Source organism: Novosphingopyxis baekryungensis DSM 16222, from assembly GCF_000420305.1.
Classification (GTDB): domain Bacteria; phylum Pseudomonadota; class Alphaproteobacteria; order Sphingomonadales; family Sphingomonadaceae; genus Novosphingopyxis; species Novosphingopyxis baekryungensis.
On sequence record NZ_ATUR01000010.1, the window covers coordinates 24,197 to 42,510 of the forward strand.

Below are 18,314 nucleotides of genomic sequence, written 5' to 3' on the forward strand. Positions count from 1 at the left end.
TTTCCGTTTGAGCGGCCCCGGAGCGATCCGGGGCCGTTTTTCGTTGGGGCTCTAGCGATCTTCACCGAGCCGGCCGTACAGATCCGGACGGCGATCGCGGAAGAAGCCCATGCCCGCGCGGTGCATGGCGGCCTGGGCCAGATCGATGCGACGCAACAGCACCCCGGTCTCCTCCACGCTGTCGAACCGTTCGACCAGCTCGCCCCACTCATCGGTGATGAAGCTGTGGCCGTAAAAGGCCTGGCCCTGCTCCACGCCGATGCGGTTGGCCGCGATCACCGGCATGCAGTTGGACACGGCATGGCCCTGCATCGCACGCCGCCACATGTGGCGGGTATCCAGCGTGGCGTCATAGGGTTCCGATCCGATGGCCGTGGGATAGAAGAGTAGCTCTGCCCCCATCAACGCCATGGCGCGCGCGCACTCCGGATACCACTGGTCCCAGCAGATGCCGACGCCGATCCGCGCGCCGAACAGATCCCAGACCTTGAAGCCCGTATTGCCCGGGCGGAAATAATATTTCTCTTCATAGCCCGGCCCATCCGGGATGTGCGACTTGCGATAGACGCCCATCAGCTCGCCCTCCGGGCCGATCATGGCCAGGCTGTTATAGTGGTGATGGCCATCCTTTTCGAAAAAGCTGCACGGGATCGCGACCTTGAGCGAGGCCGCGAGCTTCTGCATCGCCAGCACGCACTGATGCTCATAGACCGGGCGGGCGGTGGCGAAGACCGCTTCCTCTTCGGTCTTGCAGAAATAGGGGCCTTCGAACAGCTCGGGCGGCAGAACGATCTGCGCGCCGCGGCTGGCGGCCTCTTCCACCAGCGCACTGACGGCGTCGATATTGCTGTGGATGTCGGCATCGAGGGCGAGCTGCAGGGCAGCGACGGTGATCTTGGTCATGCTGCCCTATTTGGACTTTGCGCGCGCGAAGTCCACACCCGCCGTGATGCCGCCCGCCGCTGCGCCCGCGCGCATTGCCGGCACGCCGTCCATCGCGGACCGCAGGCCCAGGGTCACACAGTTCACACTGTCCAGGAGCGGTTCTTCCTGCGCGCCCGGACGGGCCGATGCGGGCAGGCGGGTGGAGGGCGTCACATGAGTCATGACAACAGATATAAGGCTGCCACGGCCATGTAGGACAGCGAAAAGACAGACCGGCAGGATCGCGTCCACTGGCCGCAACGGCGTGCGTGTGCCTGTCTCACGATCCGCATAGGCGGCGGCTTTTTACGTTGGAGGCAGAGCCTGCCCAAAGCGGTTCAGGCGGCGACGAGCATGTCCGACCCGTCTGGGTGCTCCGCCGCGCTGAACAGCACCACGCGGTTGCGGCCCGTTCGCTTGGCCTGATAGAGCGCGATATCGGCCTGGGAGAACGCCAGGTGCAGGGCGCTGCCCATCGGCGATGGCGCGATGCCGAAGCTTGCGCTCAGCATGCCGTCTTCCTGTACGTCGTCCACGCGCGTCTCGCTGAACCTCCGCCGGATATCATCGGCGACCTCCCGCGCTTCCTGTATGGACGCATTGGGCAGGAGCAGCGCAAACTCCTCTCCGCCGACCCGGGCGGCATATCCCGGCGCATCGTGCAGCATATAGGCCAGCTTCTGGATGACCCGGTCGCCGACCGGGTGACCGTAACGATCGTTGATCCGCTTGAAATGGTCGATATCGCACAGCACCAGCAGCGCGCTCTCGCTGTCGATCCGCATCTGCTCGAACGCTCTTCGGTTGAGCAGGCCCGTCAGATCGTCCCGCTCGGCCCGGTTACGGTAGCTTTCCACCATCGCCATGATCACCTTGGCGATCAGCAGGGCCACGGCGGCCGGGCCGATGACCGCCCAAAGGGTCAGGATGTGGCCAAGAATTTCAGACTGGGTGAAATTGGTGAGCGGCGATTGCCCGCCCAGGATGACGGGGAGCAGCGGCATCCGCAGCACGATCATGACCGCCATCAGGCATTGCACGCCCAGAAGCGCATGATCCAGCGCATGGCGACGTGCCCGGTACAGGCTGCCGATACTGTCTCCCAGTGCCATAAGAGCGGCGATCTGAAACGGTATGGTCTGCGCCAGATCATTGGCACCCACGGCCAGCAGGACCAGCGAGCAGGCGGTCAGCAGCACCACCGTGCGGTTCAGCCATGCCGGGGAAGGCCCGAGCAAAAGCGTGGTGCGAACGGATTGCGTAAAGCACCAATGTGCCGCTGGAATGAGCATCGAGACGGAAGCCGCCATCCAGAATGAGGGGCCGAGTTTCACGATCTGCATCTCGATGGCGCCGATGAACAGCGCCATGGTGAGCCATGCCAGCGCCCGCTGGCCCCGCATGGTCGCCAGGCAGACGAAGGACAGCACGGCAAGGCCGGCAATCAGACCGAACATGACGTCGTAGAAGCTGACCGTCAGCGTCAAAGTTCATTTCCCCAAGAACAGGATCCTGCAACTAATGTATAATAGTTAAGGGCTGCTGTAACCGGGGCAAAGTTTTTTGGACGGCGCGCATGGCAGGCGGATCGAGCCATGCCGGATGCGCGCCGTTATTCCTCAGCTGCGCTTGCGGAAAAGCAGCGTCATGCGATCGCTCTCGCCAATCGCTTCGTACCGCGCCTTGTCCTGATCCTTCAGCGCAAAGCTGGGGGGCAGGGTCCATACGCCGTCCGCATAGTCCGCGCTGTCATTGGGGTTGGCATTTGCCTCGCTGGTGCCGACCAATTCGAAGCCCAGCGCCTCGACATAGCTGATGACGTCCTGCTGGCGCAGATAGCCCTTGTTGCCGTCGGTATAGCTGGCAGGGGCATCTTCCTTGGCGCGGTGCTGGATAATGCCCAGCATGCCGTCCGGCTTCAGCATCGCGCGGATCGCCTTCAGCTCGTTATCGGCCACGTTCCAGCGCATCAGATTGTGCATCATCCGCGCCACGATCACGCGATCGAACGTGCCCAGCTGGTCTTCCGGCACGGTATCGGTGCCATAGGCGATCAGGCTGCTTTCGGGGATGTTGGACCGGGCTTCCTCGGCTGGAAAGGCGGCGGGTTGCGCGCGGATCTTTTCCTTGGAGGCATCCGGGAAGGGCAGCGTGTTGGGCGCGAAGAACAGGCCGACATATTGGCCGTCATCGGCCAGATAGGGCGCCAGCACGCGGGTGTACCAGCCGCCGCCGGGGGCATAATCGGCCACTTTCATGTCCGGTTCGACCCGCATGAAGGCGAGCGTTTCGGCGGGATGACGATAGGCGTCGCGCGCGGCATCGTCCGCACGAACGGGATCGGCCAGCACGGCGGCCAGCCTGGCCTGCGCCGCATCGGAAATGCCGGGCATCGCGTTCATGTCGTGCCCGGCCATGTCGTGGCCAGCTTCGTGGTGACCCGTCATATCCTGCGCGATGGTGGCGCTCAGCGGTGTGGTGGCCAGAGCGGCGGCGGCAATCCAGTATTTCATAGCGTCTCTCCCAGACTTGTTGTGATGCCGTCTTACAGCGCCGGCAGCTGCTGGCTACAGCAATGGAAGCTGCCGCCGCCGCGGATGATGCCGGTGGCGTCCACCCCGATCGCCTGCCGGCCGGGGAACAGAGCGCCGATCGCGCGGATGGCGGCGTCGTCATTGGGGCGGCCATAGGTGGGGACCACCACGGCGGCGTTGCCGATGTAGAAATTCATATAGCTGGCGGGCACGATCTCGCCATCCTGCACGAATTTGCCGGGGGAGGGCAGGGGCGCGATGTCCAGCCCAAAGGCGCGGGCACGGCGGGCGGCGTCGGCATAGACATCGCGGTTGGGATCGCTGCTGCCTGCCGGTTCCGGGATGGCGAGCAGGCCCGGTGCCACGAAGCGCGCCAGATTGTCGACATGGCCATCGGTATGGTCGTTATGCAGGCCATGGCCCAGCCAGAGCAGCCGGTCGATGCCCAGATCCGTCTCCAGCCAGCGTTCGATATCCTGCTGCAGCACGCCTGCATTGCGATTGGGGTTGAGCAGGCATTCGGCGGTGGTGACGGCCAGGCCCGTACCATCCCCGTCGATCGCGCCGCCTTCCAGAATCCACTCATTCTCATCGATCGGCAGTCCGGCGCGCTCCGCCAGCGCGGCCGGCACCAGCTCGTCGCCCGACATCACATATTTGCCGCCCCAGCCGTTGAAGCCGAACCCGCGTGCCCGGCGGCTCGTCCCATTGCTCACGATGATCGGGCCGGTGTCGCGCAGCCAGATATCGCCGAAGGGAATGACGGAGATGTCGATGCCCGAACCGGTCAGGCTGCGCGCGATTTCGGCATCCGCTTCGCTCCGCGCGATCAGCTCCACCCGCTCGCCCGCGCCATCGGCGTGCACCGCATCGGCAAAGGCGGCGACATTGGCCTGCGCATCGGACAGGCCGGTGGGCCATTCCTCAGGATCGCCGGGAAAGCCGATCCAGACGGCGTCATGCGGGGCCCATTCGGGCAAGGGACGGAAGGAGTGCGTTGACGTCATGATCGGGTCTTACTGCGCGGCGCGCTGATCGGCGGTTTCATCGCGGATGGCGCGGAATTCATCGCCCTGTTTCCAGTTCGGCCAGTCGCTGGTCATCGCCAGCTCGCGGCCCAGACGGTAATAGAGCCGCAGATCGGCCATCACGCCGGACCAGTCCCAGCTGGGATCATATTCGTCCTTGGGGCCGTGATAGCGGTTCTCGACATAGTCCAGCGCCGCCGCTTCGCCCGCCGCGCGGCCGCCGTCCACCAGATCCTCGCCGCCCTCGAAATAGGCCATCGGCACGCCTTTCTTGGCCAGGCTGAAATGGTCCGAGCGGTAATAATAGCCTTTTTCCGGCGTCGGCTCGCGCTCCGGCGTGCGGCCCTCGGCGGTGGCGGCGCCGTTTAGATAGCCGTCCAGATCGCTCTTGCCCATGCCGATGACGGTCAGATTCTTCGCCGGGCCGGCCATGAAAAAGGCGTCCATGTTCACGCCGCCCACCGTGGTCGCCACCGGATAGATCGGATGCTCGGCATAATATTGCGATCCGAGCAGGCCGGACTCTTCGGCAGTGACGGCGAGGAACACAATCGAGCGATCCGGTGTGCCCGCCTTCACATGCGCTTCGGCCAAGGCGACCAGCGCGGCGCTGCCGGTGGCATTGTCGACCGCGCCATTGCAGATATTGTCTCCGTCGGGCGCGGGCTTGCAGATGCCCAGATGGTCCCAATGCGCGGTGTAGAGCACATGCTCGTCCGGGCGCTTGGCACCGGGCAGCAGGCCGACGATGTTGCTCGACATCTTGCGGCTGAAATCATTGGCAAAGGACAGGCTGGCTTTCTCGCCCAGCGGCACCGCCTTGAACCCCTTGCGCCGCGCGGCCTGCATCAGCGCGGGCAGATCCTTGCCCGATGCCGCGAAGATCCGCCTGGCGGCGTCCATCTGGATCCAGCCGTTCACCTTGGTCTGGCTGGCGCCCTTGTCATCCGACTGGGCGAGATATTGCGGGCCGGTCCAGCTCGATTCCACCACGTTCCAGCCATAGGCGGCGGGCGCGGTGTCATGGATGATGAGCGCGGCGGCTGCGCCCTGACGCGCCGCTTCCTCGAACTTGTAGGTCCAGCGGCCATAATAGGTCATCGCCCGGCCGCCGAATGGGCCGTCCAGGCTCTGCGTGCCGAAATCCGGGTCGTTGACGAGGATGACCACCGTCTTGCCCTTCACATCGACGCCGGCATAGTCGTTCCAGCCGCGCTCCGGCGCGTTGACGCCATAGCCGACGAACACCATCTCGCTGCCTGTAACGTCCACCGAGGGCGTCTCGCGATAGGTGACGGCCACGAAATCGCTGCCATTGCGGAAGCTAAGCGGCTGTGTGCCGCCGGTGACGGTGAGCGGCGAGAAATCCTTCGCGGTGATCTCCACCAGCGGAACGTCCTGAAACCAGCTGCCATTATTGCCCGGCTGCAGACCGGCCGCCTGGAAGCGCTGCACCATCAGCGCCTTGGTCTTTTCTTCCCCCACCGTGCCCGGCGCGCGGCCCTGAAATGCATCGGAGGACAGTTCCCGCGTCACGTCCTTCATCGTCTGCTCGGAGATCGGCGGCACCGTGATCGCGCCGCCCGCCGCCTCTGCCATGCCATCGCCGGCGGGCGCGCGGCCGGTCAGCTGATCGAGGCTCTGCGTCGCGGCGTCCGGCACATGGGTGCAGGCCGCAAGCATGAGCGCGGGCAGGGCGGTGGCGGTCAGAAGCTTGATGGACATGAAGGGGGGCGATCCTCTGTTAAAACGCGGGGTGTGCCAGACTTGGCAGAGCGATGCAGCGGGGGCAAGCGGCGGCCCCAATGAAAAAGGGCGGCCCAAACGGACCGCCCTTTTTCGTCATCATATTGTCGGCAAACCGATCAGCGCGAGTAGAACTCGACGACCAGGTTCGGCTCCATCTTCACAGGATAGGGCACTTCGTCCAGCGTCGGCACGCGCACGAAGCTGACCTTGTCATTGCCGTCCTGCGCCACATAATCCGGCACATCGCGCTCGGCCAGGCCCTGCGCTTCGATGACGAGCGCCATTTCCTTGGCCTTGTCACCCAGCGAAATCTCGTCGCCGATGGCGATCTGACGGCTGGCGATGTTGCACTTCACGCCGTTCACCTTGATGTGGCCATGGCTGACGATCTGGCGCGCGGCAAAGATGGTCGGCGCGAACTTGGCGCGATACACCACCATGTCGAGGCGACGCTCGAGCAGGCCGATCAGGTTCTGGCTGGTATCGCCCTTCATGTTGCTCGCCTCGGTATAGGCGCGCTTGAACTGCTTTTCGGTCACATCGCCATAATAGCCCTTCAGCTTCTGCTTGGCGCGCAGCTGAATGCCGAAATCGCTCAGCTTGCCCTTGCGGCGCTGACCGTGCTGGCCGGGGCCATATTCGCGGCGATTGACGGGGGATTTGGGGCGGCCCCAAATATTCTCGCCCATACGGCGATCGAGTTTGTACTTCGAAGATTTACGCTTCGACATCATCTGTCTCCAATTTGCTACAACGTCATTTCCGGTACCGCACCGCCAGACTATATAGCCGGACGCGGCCTCTGCTTCACCGGAGTGCAGGGCCCATTGCGAAGGCGCGCGTCTAGGGGGGCTGGCTGGCAAAGTCAATCATGGTCATCGCCGAAGCTGCCGCCATGGCTTGCAATGTAGGATTGCGAAGCGGATGACAGGCGTCTGCTCTTTGCCATCGTTCAAGACAATATGCCTCTGCCCCGGCTTGGCGTTCGACAAGCGCCGCGCGGGCGGTTAGCAACCGCGCATGCCGAATCCAGACCTGATAGACCAGCCCGAAAGCATGCATGAAGTCCGCGAGAATGTGGACGCGATCGACCGCGCCCTGGTCGACCTGCTCGTGCAGCGCTTCGCAATGATGGACGCCGCCGCCCGGATCAAGTCGGATCGCGGGGCCGTGCGGGATGAAGCGCGCAAGGCGGAGGTGATCGAGAATGCCGCCAGCTATGCCGCTGGACTGGGCCTGCCTTCGAATATCATTGCAGCGCTGTGGGATCAGCTGGTGGAAAGCTCCATCGCTTATGAGTTCGATCGGTTCGACGAACGCTGAGTCGGCCCTTCGCGGCCTTCCAGTGGCTGACGTTCCAGCCGGCTGAGCACGCCGCGCATGGTGCGCACTTGCCCGCTGTTCCAGCCCGGCTGGGTAAGCAATGTCCGCAGCATCAACCGCGTCTTGGGGGCACGATCCTGCGGCTCGAAATAGCCGCGCGCATCCAGCACCGCATCCATATGCGCAATCAGGGACTCAAGCTCCGCCTGCGGCGCGGGCGGTTCATCCTCGATCCGGGTCGGCTGGGACAGCGCCGCGTCATGTTTGCTCCATTCATACGCCGTCAGGATCACCGCCTGCGCCAGATTGAGCGAGCCGAATTCGGCATTGATCGGCACCGTGACGATGGTCCGCGCCAGCGCCAGATCCTCGGTATCCAGTCCGGAGCGTTCGGGGCCGAACATCAGCGCCGTGCCGCCTTCTTCGCGCACCCATTCGCGCGCGGCGGCCTCCGGTGTCATGACGGGCTTGGTCACCCCGCGCTTGCGCACCGTGGTGGCGTAAACATGCGCGCAATCGGCCACCGCCTCGGCCACCGTGTCGAACAGCCGCGCCTTTTCCAGCACGATGTCTGCCCCGCTGGCAGCAGGGCCGGCGGAGGGATTGGGCCAGCCGTCACGCGGCGCGACCAGCCGCATATCGGTCATGCCGAAATTCAGCATGGCCCGCGCCGCCTTACCGATATTTTCACCCAGTTGCGGGCGAACCAGGACAATGGCGGGGGCGGGCGGTTGGGTCATGGAAGATGCGGGTGCAGATGGATCGGTCATGCCCCGCGCTATGCAACGGTGATGCGGAGAGGCCAAGCCTGTTCCGCAGGGCCGGTCAGCTTGCCTGCACGGCATAAGCGGCCTCGCCATAGTGTTATTAGGCGCGCGACGATCGGTAGATTTTCGCAGGTACCGTCAAGGTCCATGGCTGCTAGCTATAGCAGCCTTTATAGCTGCCCGCGGATGGCCCCATTGGGATAATCGGCGGTGTGGACATTGACATAATAGCCCGATGGATTGGCGATGATGGCGGCGGCCACCTGCTTGTCGACGCGCATGCACTTGCTGATCGCGCCATTGGTCGGCGCTTCCAGCGTTACCACGGGCGGGCCCATGTCACCACGCGCGCCGCTGTGGATATGCGCAGCGGTGGGGCGGGTGATGTTCTGCACCGTCAGGTCATAGCAGATCTGGTTGGTCGTGGCGTCGGCGGTGATCTTGGCGGTACCGGTGCCATCCGGATCGCCGGGGCCGGGGACTTCCTGCTGACCGACCAGCGCGGTGTTATAGCTCTCGCCGACGGTGCCGGCCACCGTCGCGCATCCCGCGAGCGTGGCTGCCGCTGCGATCAGGCTCACGCCAAGGGCTCCGCGAAAGGAATGGGTCATGCTGTCATCTCCTGAATGGGTAGGGCGCGCTCCGCCGGTCGTATCGGGAGTGAAATGGTCGGCAGGTGCGGCGGTTCCCGCGCAAGTGCAACGTCAAGCATGCGACGGTATCGTAAAATGATGCGTTGGCCACTGCGCATTATCAATCAAATACACTGGCCAAACGCTGGGTAAACAAACCAAATTCTCGCGGAAAATCTGGACCAAATTAAGTACAATCGCGACTTAACAAATTTAAAGGTTGCGGGAACAAGTCCGGATTACAGGGAACTCTAGCGTCTCTACAGCGCTGTCTTCCCGGAGGCTCCGCAATAATTCATTCCGGCGGAGCTAATGGGAAGGAAACATTCATGGCTGAAATACCTGTAGAGAAAAAAGGCGGCATCCCCTGGTGGATCTGGCTGCTATTGGCGCTGGTGGTTGCCGCGCTCATCTGGTGGGCGGTTGCTGCATCGGACGATGACAGCGAAGTTCCCGTCGTTGCGGACACCAGCATGGTCGAAGAAACGACCGAAGTGACCGTACCGGAAATGGGGGCACTGACCGATGGCATGGCCATTTATGGTCCCGGTGTTGTCATCGCCCAGCTGATCGGCCGTGATGTCGATCTGAACAACGTAGCGGTGCAGTCGCTTTCCGGCGACATGTCGTTCTACATTGGCGATAGCGAACAAAATCGCGCGCTTGTCGTGTTCGATGAAACGCAGACGCCCGATACCGCGAAGGAAGGCATGATCGACGTCAATCCGGGTTCCGTGGTCTCGATCGATGGTTCGGTGGTCAATCCAGCCGATCTGCCCGACGATATTCGCGTCGACATACCCGCCGGTGTAGACGCGGTGATCCGTGCGACCGGTATCAACCTCCAGGATGGAGCGAAGATTTAACATGGCCGAACAATTTGAACATGACAGCCGCTTCGATGATTTCGACCGGCTCGATGACTGGAAGCTTGTGCATAGCGAGCAGGATTTGCGTGGCCGGGAGCTCTATGACGAGCTTGGTGTGGTCATCGGCACGATCGAGGACATGATGGTCGATCAGAAGGCCGAGCGCGTGGTGGCGTTCCGGTTGGAAGACGGCCGCATGGGTTCGGTCGAGCGGCTGGTGATCGGCGATGAAAAGGTGGTCTATCATAACCGCACGCCGGACAGCGCCGTGACCTATTACGACGCGCGCCGGGGCTGACCGCTCATTCTAGCGTCAGATGAGGGGGCCGCGCCTTGCGGCCCCTTTTTTGTGCAGGTCACGCGTCTTCGGGCACCCCGACGGCAAAGCCGTTCAGCGTGGTGGAGACCATGCAATAGAGGCCGACGAGGTAGATCATCTCGTTCGCGCCATGCTGGCCGAACATCGCCACCGCCTGGTCCCAGGCCGGGCGGGGCAGGGTGCCGCCGTTGACCAGCGCGAACGCCACGTCATAGCCCGCGCTTTCCTCCGCGCTCAGGTCCGCCGGCTTGATGCCGCTGCACAGCAAGGCGAGCCGGGCATCGTCCATGCCGACCTTCTCGGCCACCGCGATATGCGCGTACAGCTCATAGGCCGCATCGAACTGCGCGCCGACCACCAGGATAACGACCTGCCGCACCGGCTCGGGCAGGCTGGCTTCGGCGGTCATCGCCTCGGTCAGATCCCAGATCGCGCGGCCGATCTTCGGCTCGTGCAGCCACGGGTTCCACGGGCCGATCAGCGCGCCCTTGGCCGGGCCGTCCTGCACCATGGTCTGGAAAGCGTTGAAGTCCGAGCTGATGCCCTTCTTCATGTCCTCATAGAGCGGCTTCTGCTCGTCGCTGAGCTCGGCTGGCGGAATGGGCGGCAAGCGCACGGTGCTGTCGGTCATGGGGGAGTGATCCTTCTTCGGGAGGGTGGTGCGCTGGGAACGCGGCACCGGCCCCGCTGGTTGCGTGCGCCCCGCCACTCCGGTTCACACAGGTCAACTGTCCAGAGACGCAATCTCTGCCCCCGCCGTCTCCTCCTCGTCCTGCTCCTGCTCCTGCTCCTGCTCCTCCCGCTCATCTTCCCCGTCGACCGCATCCAGCCCGAAGGCCGCGCGGCGCTGTGCCTCGGCCCGCGCCAGATCCGCCGCCTCTTCTTCCACCCCCAGCGCCGCCAGCTCCTCGGGGCTCAGGGTGCGGCGATAGTCCGCATCGCCATAGTCGCCATCCTCGATGCCGTCATAACCGGGCGGGGCTGGATAGTCGGTGTACCACTCGTCCCCCTCGTCCCAGATCATGTGGGTGTCGTCCTCCTGCGCGGCCTCGTCCTCCTGCGCCGCCGCAATCCGCGCCGCCTGCGCCTCGGCCGCAGCGCGCGCGCGCGCCTCGGCCGGCGTTTCCAGCAGATCGCCCGCATCCGCATCCGCCGAGATCGCATCAAGCAGCGCATCGAACCGGTCCGCGCCCAGCATCGCCGTTTCGCTCTCCGCCCGCTTGTCGAGCCGCCCAAGCAGCGCCAGCAGGAGCCGCCCGTCGAACCGCGTGCGCGTGTCGATCACCTCGCCATGATAAGAAAGCTGTTCGGTGATGCCGTTCAGCGCCTTGTCCTGCAGCACATCCTCGGCCAGCTCGCGCGCCTGCACCAGCGCCCCTTCCCAGGCGAGCGCAAAGGCCCGGTCTCGCCGCCGAAGCTTATACGCCCCCTCCCGGCTTATCGAGACGAAGGCAGCGGCATCGCGCACATTCCCGCACCGCGCGAGCGCCTCCAGAAAACCGCATTTGACCTGCGGCGTCCAACCGGTGAGCCGCATGTCGCGGGGCGATGGGGCGCGGTCCAAAGCGCTGTTCTGGCGCGGCTGACGAGCGGGGAGGGGGCAGGGCGCCGATCCGGCCTCATCCGCCCGCGCAGAGCCCGCGCCCACAGGCAGCGACCCGCCGGACGCATCGTGCGAAAACGGCGCGCCGGACGGCGATGACATGGGGTCTGTGGGCAGCATTGATTCGGTCCTCTGATTGTTCAGCGGACCGACCATATAATGCATGAGGGGGGTTGTAGGACAGAGGGAATGTTGTTGGGTTTCGAGTGCGGCAAGACCGAACGCCCCGTCTCCCCGGCCCCCGAGCCGGGGTCCAGCTATGTACAGCGCCGCGGCCAGTCCCAAGCGGCGGCGCGGAGGGAGCGGGGCCCGCAAAGGCCTCTGCTCGCGCAAGCCCCGCTACCTGGCCTATGCCTGGCTATCTCCTGCTCAATAAGCTGATCCTATAGCGCAGCTTCTAGGGTTAAGTTCAAAGTGAAAGTTCGATACGGTCACGTAGCTGGGAGAGAACACAGCTTTTGTTCAGTATCTTCTGGCAGCCGAACCCCTTCAAGCAGATAGCTAATTGGGGTGCGTGTCTGACGTCAGAGGAGTTACGGAGCGACAAATGAGAATTCGGCAGATAGCATGATCAAGCCAGCTGATAATTCAGCGGATTGATCAATAATTAAGCAACGTGGGTTGTAAAAGTAAGAATGATTGAGCTAGGCCATTAAATAACAATGCTCTGATTGTAGACACTGACATATCAATCGGCCAGATCCTTTCTTGGAGGAAAATATGCAACTAAAGAGCCTTTCGATAAGAGGATTCCTGGGGAAAGAAGATGATCTCGATCTGCGTTTTCATCATGACCTCAATATTATTACAGGATACAATGGTGCAGGAAAGACAAATCTACTTAAAGTACTGTGGTATGCGGTAAGCGGAAATTTTAGCCACCTTTTAGAAGAAGTGCAGTTTGATGAATTTACATTAGAGACATCCAAGTACACGATTTTTGTACGGAAGCACGCTGTACATACCTGTAGTGGTTGGTTCGAGCAGGATGGCCAAAGGCAAGATGTCTACGACGTTACTGACGAGGAACGTGGTTTCAATAGCGACGCGAGAGACGTATTTAAGGAGCTGACACAAGTTATATCTGGTTCAATTTTCTTCCCTACTTTTCGAAGAATTGAAGGTGGTTTCTCAATTGGAGGAACGGAAAAGCAACGCGGCGGCACGGGCCTTTTTGCATTTGGTCGCCAAAGTACGAGCGATCTCCAGAAGTCGGTATCAGATATATCGCAAAGACTTACAAACGCCGAACATAACTTCGTTACTTCAATTTCTACGTTCGATATATCTGAGTTGTTGCTGAGGCGCTACACTGCCTTGAGCGAGGCCTCGACGCAAATACAATCCAAAATGACTCAAGGCATTATTAAGGAAATCAGAGACTTTCGTGTAGAGCATGGTGAAAACCATATAGAAGAAGCTCTGGAAGCAAGCCAAGTACTCGACGATATTGCGGAAAAGATTGAACGCGCAGATTTACTTCGAGTACGTACAATGGCACCCTTTAATGCTGTAAAAGATATGATATCTAAGATATTCGCTCATAAGTCAATTCAGTTTACCAAGAGATTGAGCTTTGGCGATGCTGCCAATGCCATAAGCTCTGATTTACTGTCGGCTGGTGAAAAGCAAATGCTTAGCTTTATTTGCTATAATGCTTTCTTTAGCGGAATACCGATATTTATAGACGAGCCCGAATTGAGCCTACACGTAGACTGGCAAAGAACTCTTTTTCCAACTCTCGAGTCACAAAAAAAGTCAAACCAATTTATAATAGCAACGCATTCACCTTTTATATATGGAAAGTATCCAGAAAAAGAAATCGCGTTGGCGAACCGTCGCGGGGATGAGCTTGATAATGCATAACCCAGTGACCGTTGAGGACGCTCTCGCTTTATTGAGAAACTCTTCTTTGCCGACAGTGCTTACTGAGGGTTCGGACGACTATCGTGTCATGAGAAAAATCGAGGAACGGATGGCTGATATTGGCGTCAGCTTGTTGCCGCTACATGGCCGTCCTAAGGTCCTCGAGGTTTGGCAAAAATTACCAGATGAACGAAAAGATAATACATGCGCGCTAGTAGATCTCGACGATTGGGTATATTTCGGCATTCCAGATGAGTATGTGGGAAACAATCTTTTTTACACAGTCGGCTATTCTATTGAGAACGATTTGTTAATGGATTTTGACATGTTAAATATGTTAGAGCCCGCTGAGTTAGTAAAGTTCACACAGGAAAAGGCATTGATTTGCACTGCGCATGCGCGAATATTGCTTGGAAGCAATATTAACGAAGAGTTACTGTTGTCTTCGCATCCTAATAAGATTTTGTCCGTCGATCTAAATGACCCATTGAATGATGCGGAGCAAAGCCTGCGAAATACGTTATCGTGCTATTATCTCCAAATGCTGCGTGGCAAGACCGTATTCGAACTTTTAGTCAGCCAATTATCGCGCAGAGGCCGGTTTGCAAAATTCGGATACAAGCAACTATACGAATTGAGCTCGTCACAAACCGGGCCTATATTTAAGAACTTAGAGCGCAATCTTAGGATAGCATTTTCCGATGGTCGCAATTGAAGGTCGTAGACTATTTTGGATTGCGGCAATGGGCGAGAGCTATTAAAGAACCTAGGCTGCGCGTTATGCTCTTCTTCTTCTTCTTCATGTTTGTTCAAAAACCACGGTTGAGCGGTTTGATTAGTGGGTTGTAAGATGTGCGAATGATTTTTTGTTCACATCGCCTTACTTCCCCAGCATGTGCTCCAGATAGGCGCCGGTAAAGCTGCCTTCTTCCCTGGCGACCTGTTCCGGCGTGCCTTCGGCCACCACTTCGCCGCCATTGACGCCGCCCAGCGGCCCCATGTCGATGATCCAGTCGGCGGTCTTGATGACGTCCAGATTATGCTCGATCACCACGATGCTGTTGCCCTGTTCCACCAGGCGGTGGAGCACTTCGAGCAGTTTGCGCACATCCTCGAAATGCAGGCCGGTGGTCGGCTCGTCCAGGATGTAGAGCGTCTGACCGGTGGAGCGCTTGGCCAGTTCCTTGGCGAGCTTCACGCGCTGCGCTTCGCCGCCCGATAGGGTGGTGGCCTGCTGGCCCACCTTGATATAGCCCAGGCCCACTTCGTACAGCATGGCCATGCGATCGCGGATCGGCGGCACGGCCTTGAAGAACTCCACGGCGTCTTCCACCGTCATGTCCAGCACATCGGCGATGCTGTGGCCCTTGAACTTCACCTCCAGCGTTTCGCGGTTGTAGCGTTTGCCGTCGCACACCTCGCAGGTGACATAGACGTCCGGCAGGAAGTGCATCTCGATCTTGATGACGCCGTCGCCCTTGCACGCCTCGCACCGGCCGCCCTTGACGTTGAAGCTGAAACGGCCCGGCTGATAGCCGCGCGCCTTGCTCTCCGGCAGACCGGCAAACCAGTCGCGGATCGTGGTGAACGCGCCGGTATAGGTGGCCGGGTTGGACCGCGGGGTGCGGCCGATGGGGGACTGATCGATGTCGATCACCTTGTCCAGATGCTGCAGGCCGGTGACCTTTTTGTGCGGGCCCGCGATCACGCGCGCGCCGTTCAGCGTGCGGGCGGCGGCGGCATAGAGCGTGTCGATCGTGAAGCTGGATTTGCCCGATCCGGAGACGCCGGTGATGCAGGTGAAGGTGCCCAGCGGGATCGACGCGGTGACGTCCTTCAGATTATTGGCGGTGGCGCCGGACAGGGTGAGCTTCTTGCCATTGCCCTTGCGGCGCTTGTCCGGCACGGCGATCTCGCGCCGCCCGGTGAGATAATCGGCGGTGAGGCTGCCCTCGGTGTTGAGGATATCGTCCAGCGTGCCCTTGGCCACCACCGCGCCGCCATGCACGCCCGCGCCAGGGCCCATATCGACGACATAATCGGCGGTGCGGATCGCGTCCTCGTCATGCTCCACCACGATCACGGTATTGCCCAGATCGCGCAGACGTTTCAGCGTCTCCAGCAGCCGGTCATTGTCCCGCTGATGCAGGCCGATCGAGGGCTCGTCGAGCACATAGAGTACGCCGGACAGGCCGCTGCCGATCTGGCTGGCGAGGCGGATGCGCTGGCTCTCGCCGCCGGACAGGGTGCCGCTGGTGCGGTCCAGATTGAGATAGTCCAGCCCGACATTGTTGAGGAAGCCCAGCCGCTCGACAATCTCCTTGAGAATGGCCTTGGCGATCTGGCTTTGCTGCGCGGTAAGGTGTTGATCGAGCGAGGAAAACCATGTCAGCGCGTCGACCACGCTGCGGCGGGTGGAGATGCTGATATCCTCGCCCGCAATCTTCACCGCCAGCGGTTCGGGCCGCAGCCGCGCGCCGTGGCAGGTCTCGCAGGGCTGCGCGGTCTGGAACTTGCTCAGCTCCTCGCGCATCCATGTGCTTTCGGTCTGCAGCAGGCGGCGGTTGAGGTTGCCGATCACGCCCTCGAACGGCTTGTCCACGCTGTAATTCTTGCGCCCGTCCTTGAAGGTAAGCTTGACCTTCTTGCCCTTGGTGCCGTGCAGGATCACCTGCCGCGCTTCCTCCGGCATATCCTGCCAGGGCGTCTCCAGATCGAAGTCATAGGCTTTGGCCAGGCTGCCGAGCACCTGCATATAATAGGGGCTGGGCGGGTTCGATTTGGCCCAGGGCACGACCGCGCCCTTTTTCAGCGTGAGCAGTTCGTTCGGCACCACCAGCTGTTCGTCGAACTCCTGCCGCTCGCCCAGCCCGTCGCAGGCGGGGCAGGCGCCCTGGGGGGCGTTGAAACTGAACAGCCGCGGCTCGATCTCCGGGATAGTAAAACCGCTGACGGGGCAGGCGAATTTCTCGGAAAAGACGATGCGGTTGTCCGGAATGCCGGTGCCCTTCATCGCGCCGCTGGACGCGGCCTCATCCCCGCGCCCCGGCACCACGCCATCGGCCAGATCGACATAGGCCAGGCCATCGGCCAGCCGCAGCGCGGTCTCGAAACTGTCGGCCAGCCGCGTTTCCTGCCCGCCTTCTTCCTCGGTCGGGCGGACCACCAGCCGGTCGACCACCACTTCGATGTCATGCTTATATTTCTTGTCGAGCTTGGGCGCGTCCTCGATATCGTAAAATTCGCCGTTCACGCGCACGCGGGTGAAGCCGGCCTTGCGCCATTCCAGCATTTCCTTGCGATATTCACCCTTGCGCCCGCGCACTACGGGGGCGAGCAGATAATAGCGCGTGCCCTCCGGAAGGGCGATGACGCGGTCGACCATCTGGCTGACCGTCTGTGCGGTGATCGGCTTGCCGGTCGCCGGGCTGTAGGGAACGCCCACGCGCGCCCAGAGCAGGCGCATATAATCGTAGATCTCGGTCACCGTGGCGACGGTGGAGCGCGGGTTCTTGCTGGTGGTCTTCTGCTCGATGGAGATGGCGGGAGACAGGCCCTCGATATGCTCCACATCGGGCTTCTGCATCATCTCCAGAAACTGGCGCGCATAGGCGGACAGGCTCTCGACATAACGCCGCTGCCCCTCGGCATAGATGGTATCGAACGCCAGGCTGGACTTGCCCGAGCCGGACAGGCCGGTGATGACGATCAGCTTGTCGCGCGGCAGATCGACGTCGACGCCCTTGAGATTATGCTCGCGCGCGCCGCGGACGGAAATATGGGTAAGGCTCATGGCTGGCGTTGTTCCGCAAATGTTCTGGTGGGTCAAGTCGGGCTATGGGATACTATGGGAAGGGCGCCCCACAGGATGGCCTCCATATGGTATCATGGCGGCGCGATGCCAGAGGAACCCGTGGATGGCCGATCGGTTGCCTGTGATCGTGCGCTGCGCAGCCTAACAGCCTAACAGCCTAACAGCCTAACAGCCTATCGGCCTTCGGGCGGGCGTGGTGGCCGAGCGCTATGAGGCACCTCGATCGGGGGTGGCGGCAGAACGCGCCGCAGCCACTGCTTGCCTTTCCACAGGAGCCAGATGGTCAGCCCCAGCAGAGCGATCGCAATCACCGCGGCCACCACCGGATTGGCGAACATCAGCAGCAGGAGGCCGCCCGCCGCGATATCCTCCCCCGTCGATACGGCGATATTGCTGACCGGTTCGGGGCTGACATTCACCGCCGCGCGGGTGGTGGCCTTGGTGGCGTGCCCGGCAAAAGCCGCGCCGCCGCCGACGAGAAAGGCGACGATTTGCCAGGCAGGGTCGCCCGCGTCGATCACCGCCATGGCGAGCAGCGCGCCGCCCAGCGGGCGGATGACGGTGTGGATGCTGTCCCACAGGCTATCGACCAGGGCCACCTTGTCCGCAAAAAACTCCGCCAACGTGCCCAAAGCGGCGATGCCGATGACCCATGGGTTGGCAAAGGCGGTGAGGAATTCCAGATGCTCGGGCAGGGCAATCCACCCTGTGCGCATGGCGATGCCCGTGGCCAGCACGGTCAGATAGAGCCGCCAGCCGGACAACAGGCTGACGCTGGCGGCCAGCCCCAGCAATTCGACGATACCCATGGGCTGTTCTCCCGCTGCCAGGCAAAGGACCTAGCCGATCATGATGGCTTTGGCGATGCGAATGGCGCTATTGTCTC

General features: G+C 61.5%; 18 protein-coding genes. 5 read left to right on the forward strand and 13 right to left on the reverse strand.

What is annotated here, in order from left to right; translation table 11 throughout:
• Window positions 1-51 precede the first annotated feature (51 nt).
• The 7 genes from aguB to rpsD form a co-directional block, all read right to left on the reverse strand.
• Window positions 52-903, reverse strand: coding sequence for an N-carbamoylputrescine amidase (gene aguB, locus G410_RS0114575; protein WP_022674396.1), 852 nt, complete (start codon window positions 901-903; stop codon window positions 52-54).
• A gap of 6 nt (window positions 904-909) precedes the next feature.
• A complete protein-coding gene (locus G410_RS0114580; protein ID WP_022674397.1) occupies window positions 910-1,107 on the reverse strand; it encodes a hypothetical protein in 198 nt (65 codons plus the stop codon).
• 155 nt (window positions 1,108-1,262) lie between these two features.
• Window positions 1,263-2,411 (reverse strand): GGDEF domain-containing protein, encoded by a 1,149-nt coding sequence (locus G410_RS17550; protein WP_022674398.1) that lies wholly within the window; start codon window positions 2,409-2,411, stop codon window positions 1,263-1,265.
• 132 nt (window positions 2,412-2,543) lie between these two features.
• On the reverse strand, window positions 2,544-3,437 hold the full coding sequence (locus G410_RS0114590) for a class I SAM-dependent methyltransferase (RefSeq protein WP_022674399.1): 894 nt from the start codon (window positions 3,435-3,437) through the stop codon (window positions 2,544-2,546).
• A gap of 32 nt (window positions 3,438-3,469) precedes the next feature.
• A complete protein-coding gene (locus G410_RS0114595; protein WP_022674400.1) occupies window positions 3,470-4,465 on the reverse strand; it encodes an agmatine deiminase family protein in 996 nt (331 codons plus the stop codon).
• Between the two features lie 9 nt (window positions 4,466-4,474).
• A complete protein-coding gene (locus G410_RS0114600) occupies window positions 4,475-6,211 on the reverse strand; it encodes a M28 family metallopeptidase (RefSeq protein ID WP_022674401.1) in 1,737 nt (578 codons plus the stop codon).
• Window positions 6,212-6,351: 140 nt separating this feature from the next.
• Window positions 6,352-6,966 carry a 30S ribosomal protein S4 gene (gene rpsD, locus G410_RS0114605; RefSeq protein ID WP_028971533.1) on the reverse strand — a complete coding sequence of 205 codons (615 nt, stop codon included), beginning with the start codon at window positions 6,964-6,966 and terminating at the stop codon, window positions 6,352-6,354.
• A 289-nt stretch (window positions 6,967-7,255) separates the two neighbouring features.
• On the opposite strand from rpsD, the gene G410_RS0114610 reads away from it, so the two are divergent.
• Window positions 7,256-7,558 carry a chorismate mutase gene (locus G410_RS0114610; RefSeq protein WP_022674403.1) on the forward strand — a complete coding sequence of 101 codons (303 nt, stop codon included), beginning with the start codon at window positions 7,256-7,258 and terminating at the stop codon, window positions 7,556-7,558.
• Here the strand turns inward: G410_RS0114610 and G410_RS17035 are convergent.
• Together G410_RS17035 and G410_RS0114620 are read right to left on the reverse strand one after the other, a co-directional pair.
• The gene (locus G410_RS17035) at window positions 7,528-8,298 is read right to left on the reverse strand and encodes an RNA methyltransferase (RefSeq protein WP_022674404.1); all 771 of its coding nucleotides are present in this window, start codon (window positions 8,296-8,298) and stop codon (window positions 7,528-7,530) included. The genes G410_RS0114610 and G410_RS17035 overlap by 31 nt on opposite strands.
• A 197-nt stretch (window positions 8,299-8,495) precedes the next feature.
• Window positions 8,496-8,936 carry a CHRD domain-containing protein gene (locus G410_RS0114620; RefSeq protein ID WP_084489276.1) on the reverse strand — a complete coding sequence of 147 codons (441 nt, stop codon included), beginning with the start codon at window positions 8,934-8,936 and terminating at the stop codon, window positions 8,496-8,498.
• Between the two features lie 350 nt (window positions 8,937-9,286).
• Here G410_RS0114620 and G410_RS0114625 point away from each other — a divergent pair, with 350 nt between their 5' ends.
• Window positions 9,287-9,823: a hypothetical protein gene (locus tag G410_RS0114625; protein WP_022674405.1), complete on the forward strand. Its 537-nt coding sequence runs from the start codon at window positions 9,287-9,289 to the stop codon at window positions 9,821-9,823.
• Between the two features lies 1 nt (window position 9,824).
• Window positions 9,825-10,124, forward strand: a complete 300-nt coding sequence (locus tag G410_RS0114630) for a PRC-barrel domain-containing protein (RefSeq protein ID WP_022674406.1) — start codon at window positions 9,825-9,827, stop codon at window positions 10,122-10,124.
• Between the two features lie 58 nt (window positions 10,125-10,182).
• Here the strand turns inward: G410_RS0114630 and G410_RS0114635 are convergent, their stop codons facing one another.
• A complete protein-coding gene (locus G410_RS0114635; RefSeq protein WP_022674407.1) occupies window positions 10,183-10,776 on the reverse strand; it encodes a carboxymuconolactone decarboxylase family protein in 594 nt (197 codons plus the stop codon).
• 93 nt (window positions 10,777-10,869) lie between these two features.
• Complete coding sequence (locus G410_RS17555) at window positions 10,870-11,868, reverse strand: hypothetical protein (protein WP_156851980.1); 999 nt, start codon at window positions 11,866-11,868, stop codon at window positions 10,870-10,872.
• 600 nt (window positions 11,869-12,468) lie between these two features.
• Between G410_RS17555 and G410_RS0114645 the strand changes: the two genes are divergently transcribed.
• Together G410_RS0114645 and G410_RS0114650 are read left to right on the forward strand one after the other, a co-directional pair.
• Window positions 12,469-13,614, forward strand: coding sequence for an AAA family ATPase (locus tag G410_RS0114645; RefSeq protein WP_022674409.1), 1,146 nt, complete (start codon window positions 12,469-12,471; stop codon window positions 13,612-13,614).
• Between the two features lie 4 nt (window positions 13,615-13,618).
• Window positions 13,619-14,329 (forward strand): hypothetical protein, encoded by a 711-nt coding sequence (locus G410_RS0114650; protein WP_156851981.1) that lies wholly within the window; start codon window positions 13,619-13,621, stop codon window positions 14,327-14,329.
• 165 nt (window positions 14,330-14,494) lie between these two features.
• Here the strand turns inward: G410_RS0114650 and uvrA are convergent, their stop codons facing one another.
• Window positions 14,495-17,407, reverse strand: a complete 2,913-nt coding sequence (uvrA, locus tag G410_RS0114655) for an excinuclease ABC subunit UvrA (protein WP_022674411.1) — start codon at window positions 17,405-17,407, stop codon at window positions 14,495-14,497.
• 194 nt (window positions 17,408-17,601) lie between these two features.
• Complete coding sequence (locus G410_RS0114660; RefSeq protein ID WP_022674412.1) at window positions 17,602-18,237, reverse strand: DUF4126 domain-containing protein; 636 nt, start codon at window positions 18,235-18,237, stop codon at window positions 17,602-17,604.
• Window positions 18,238-18,314 lie beyond the last annotated feature (77 nt).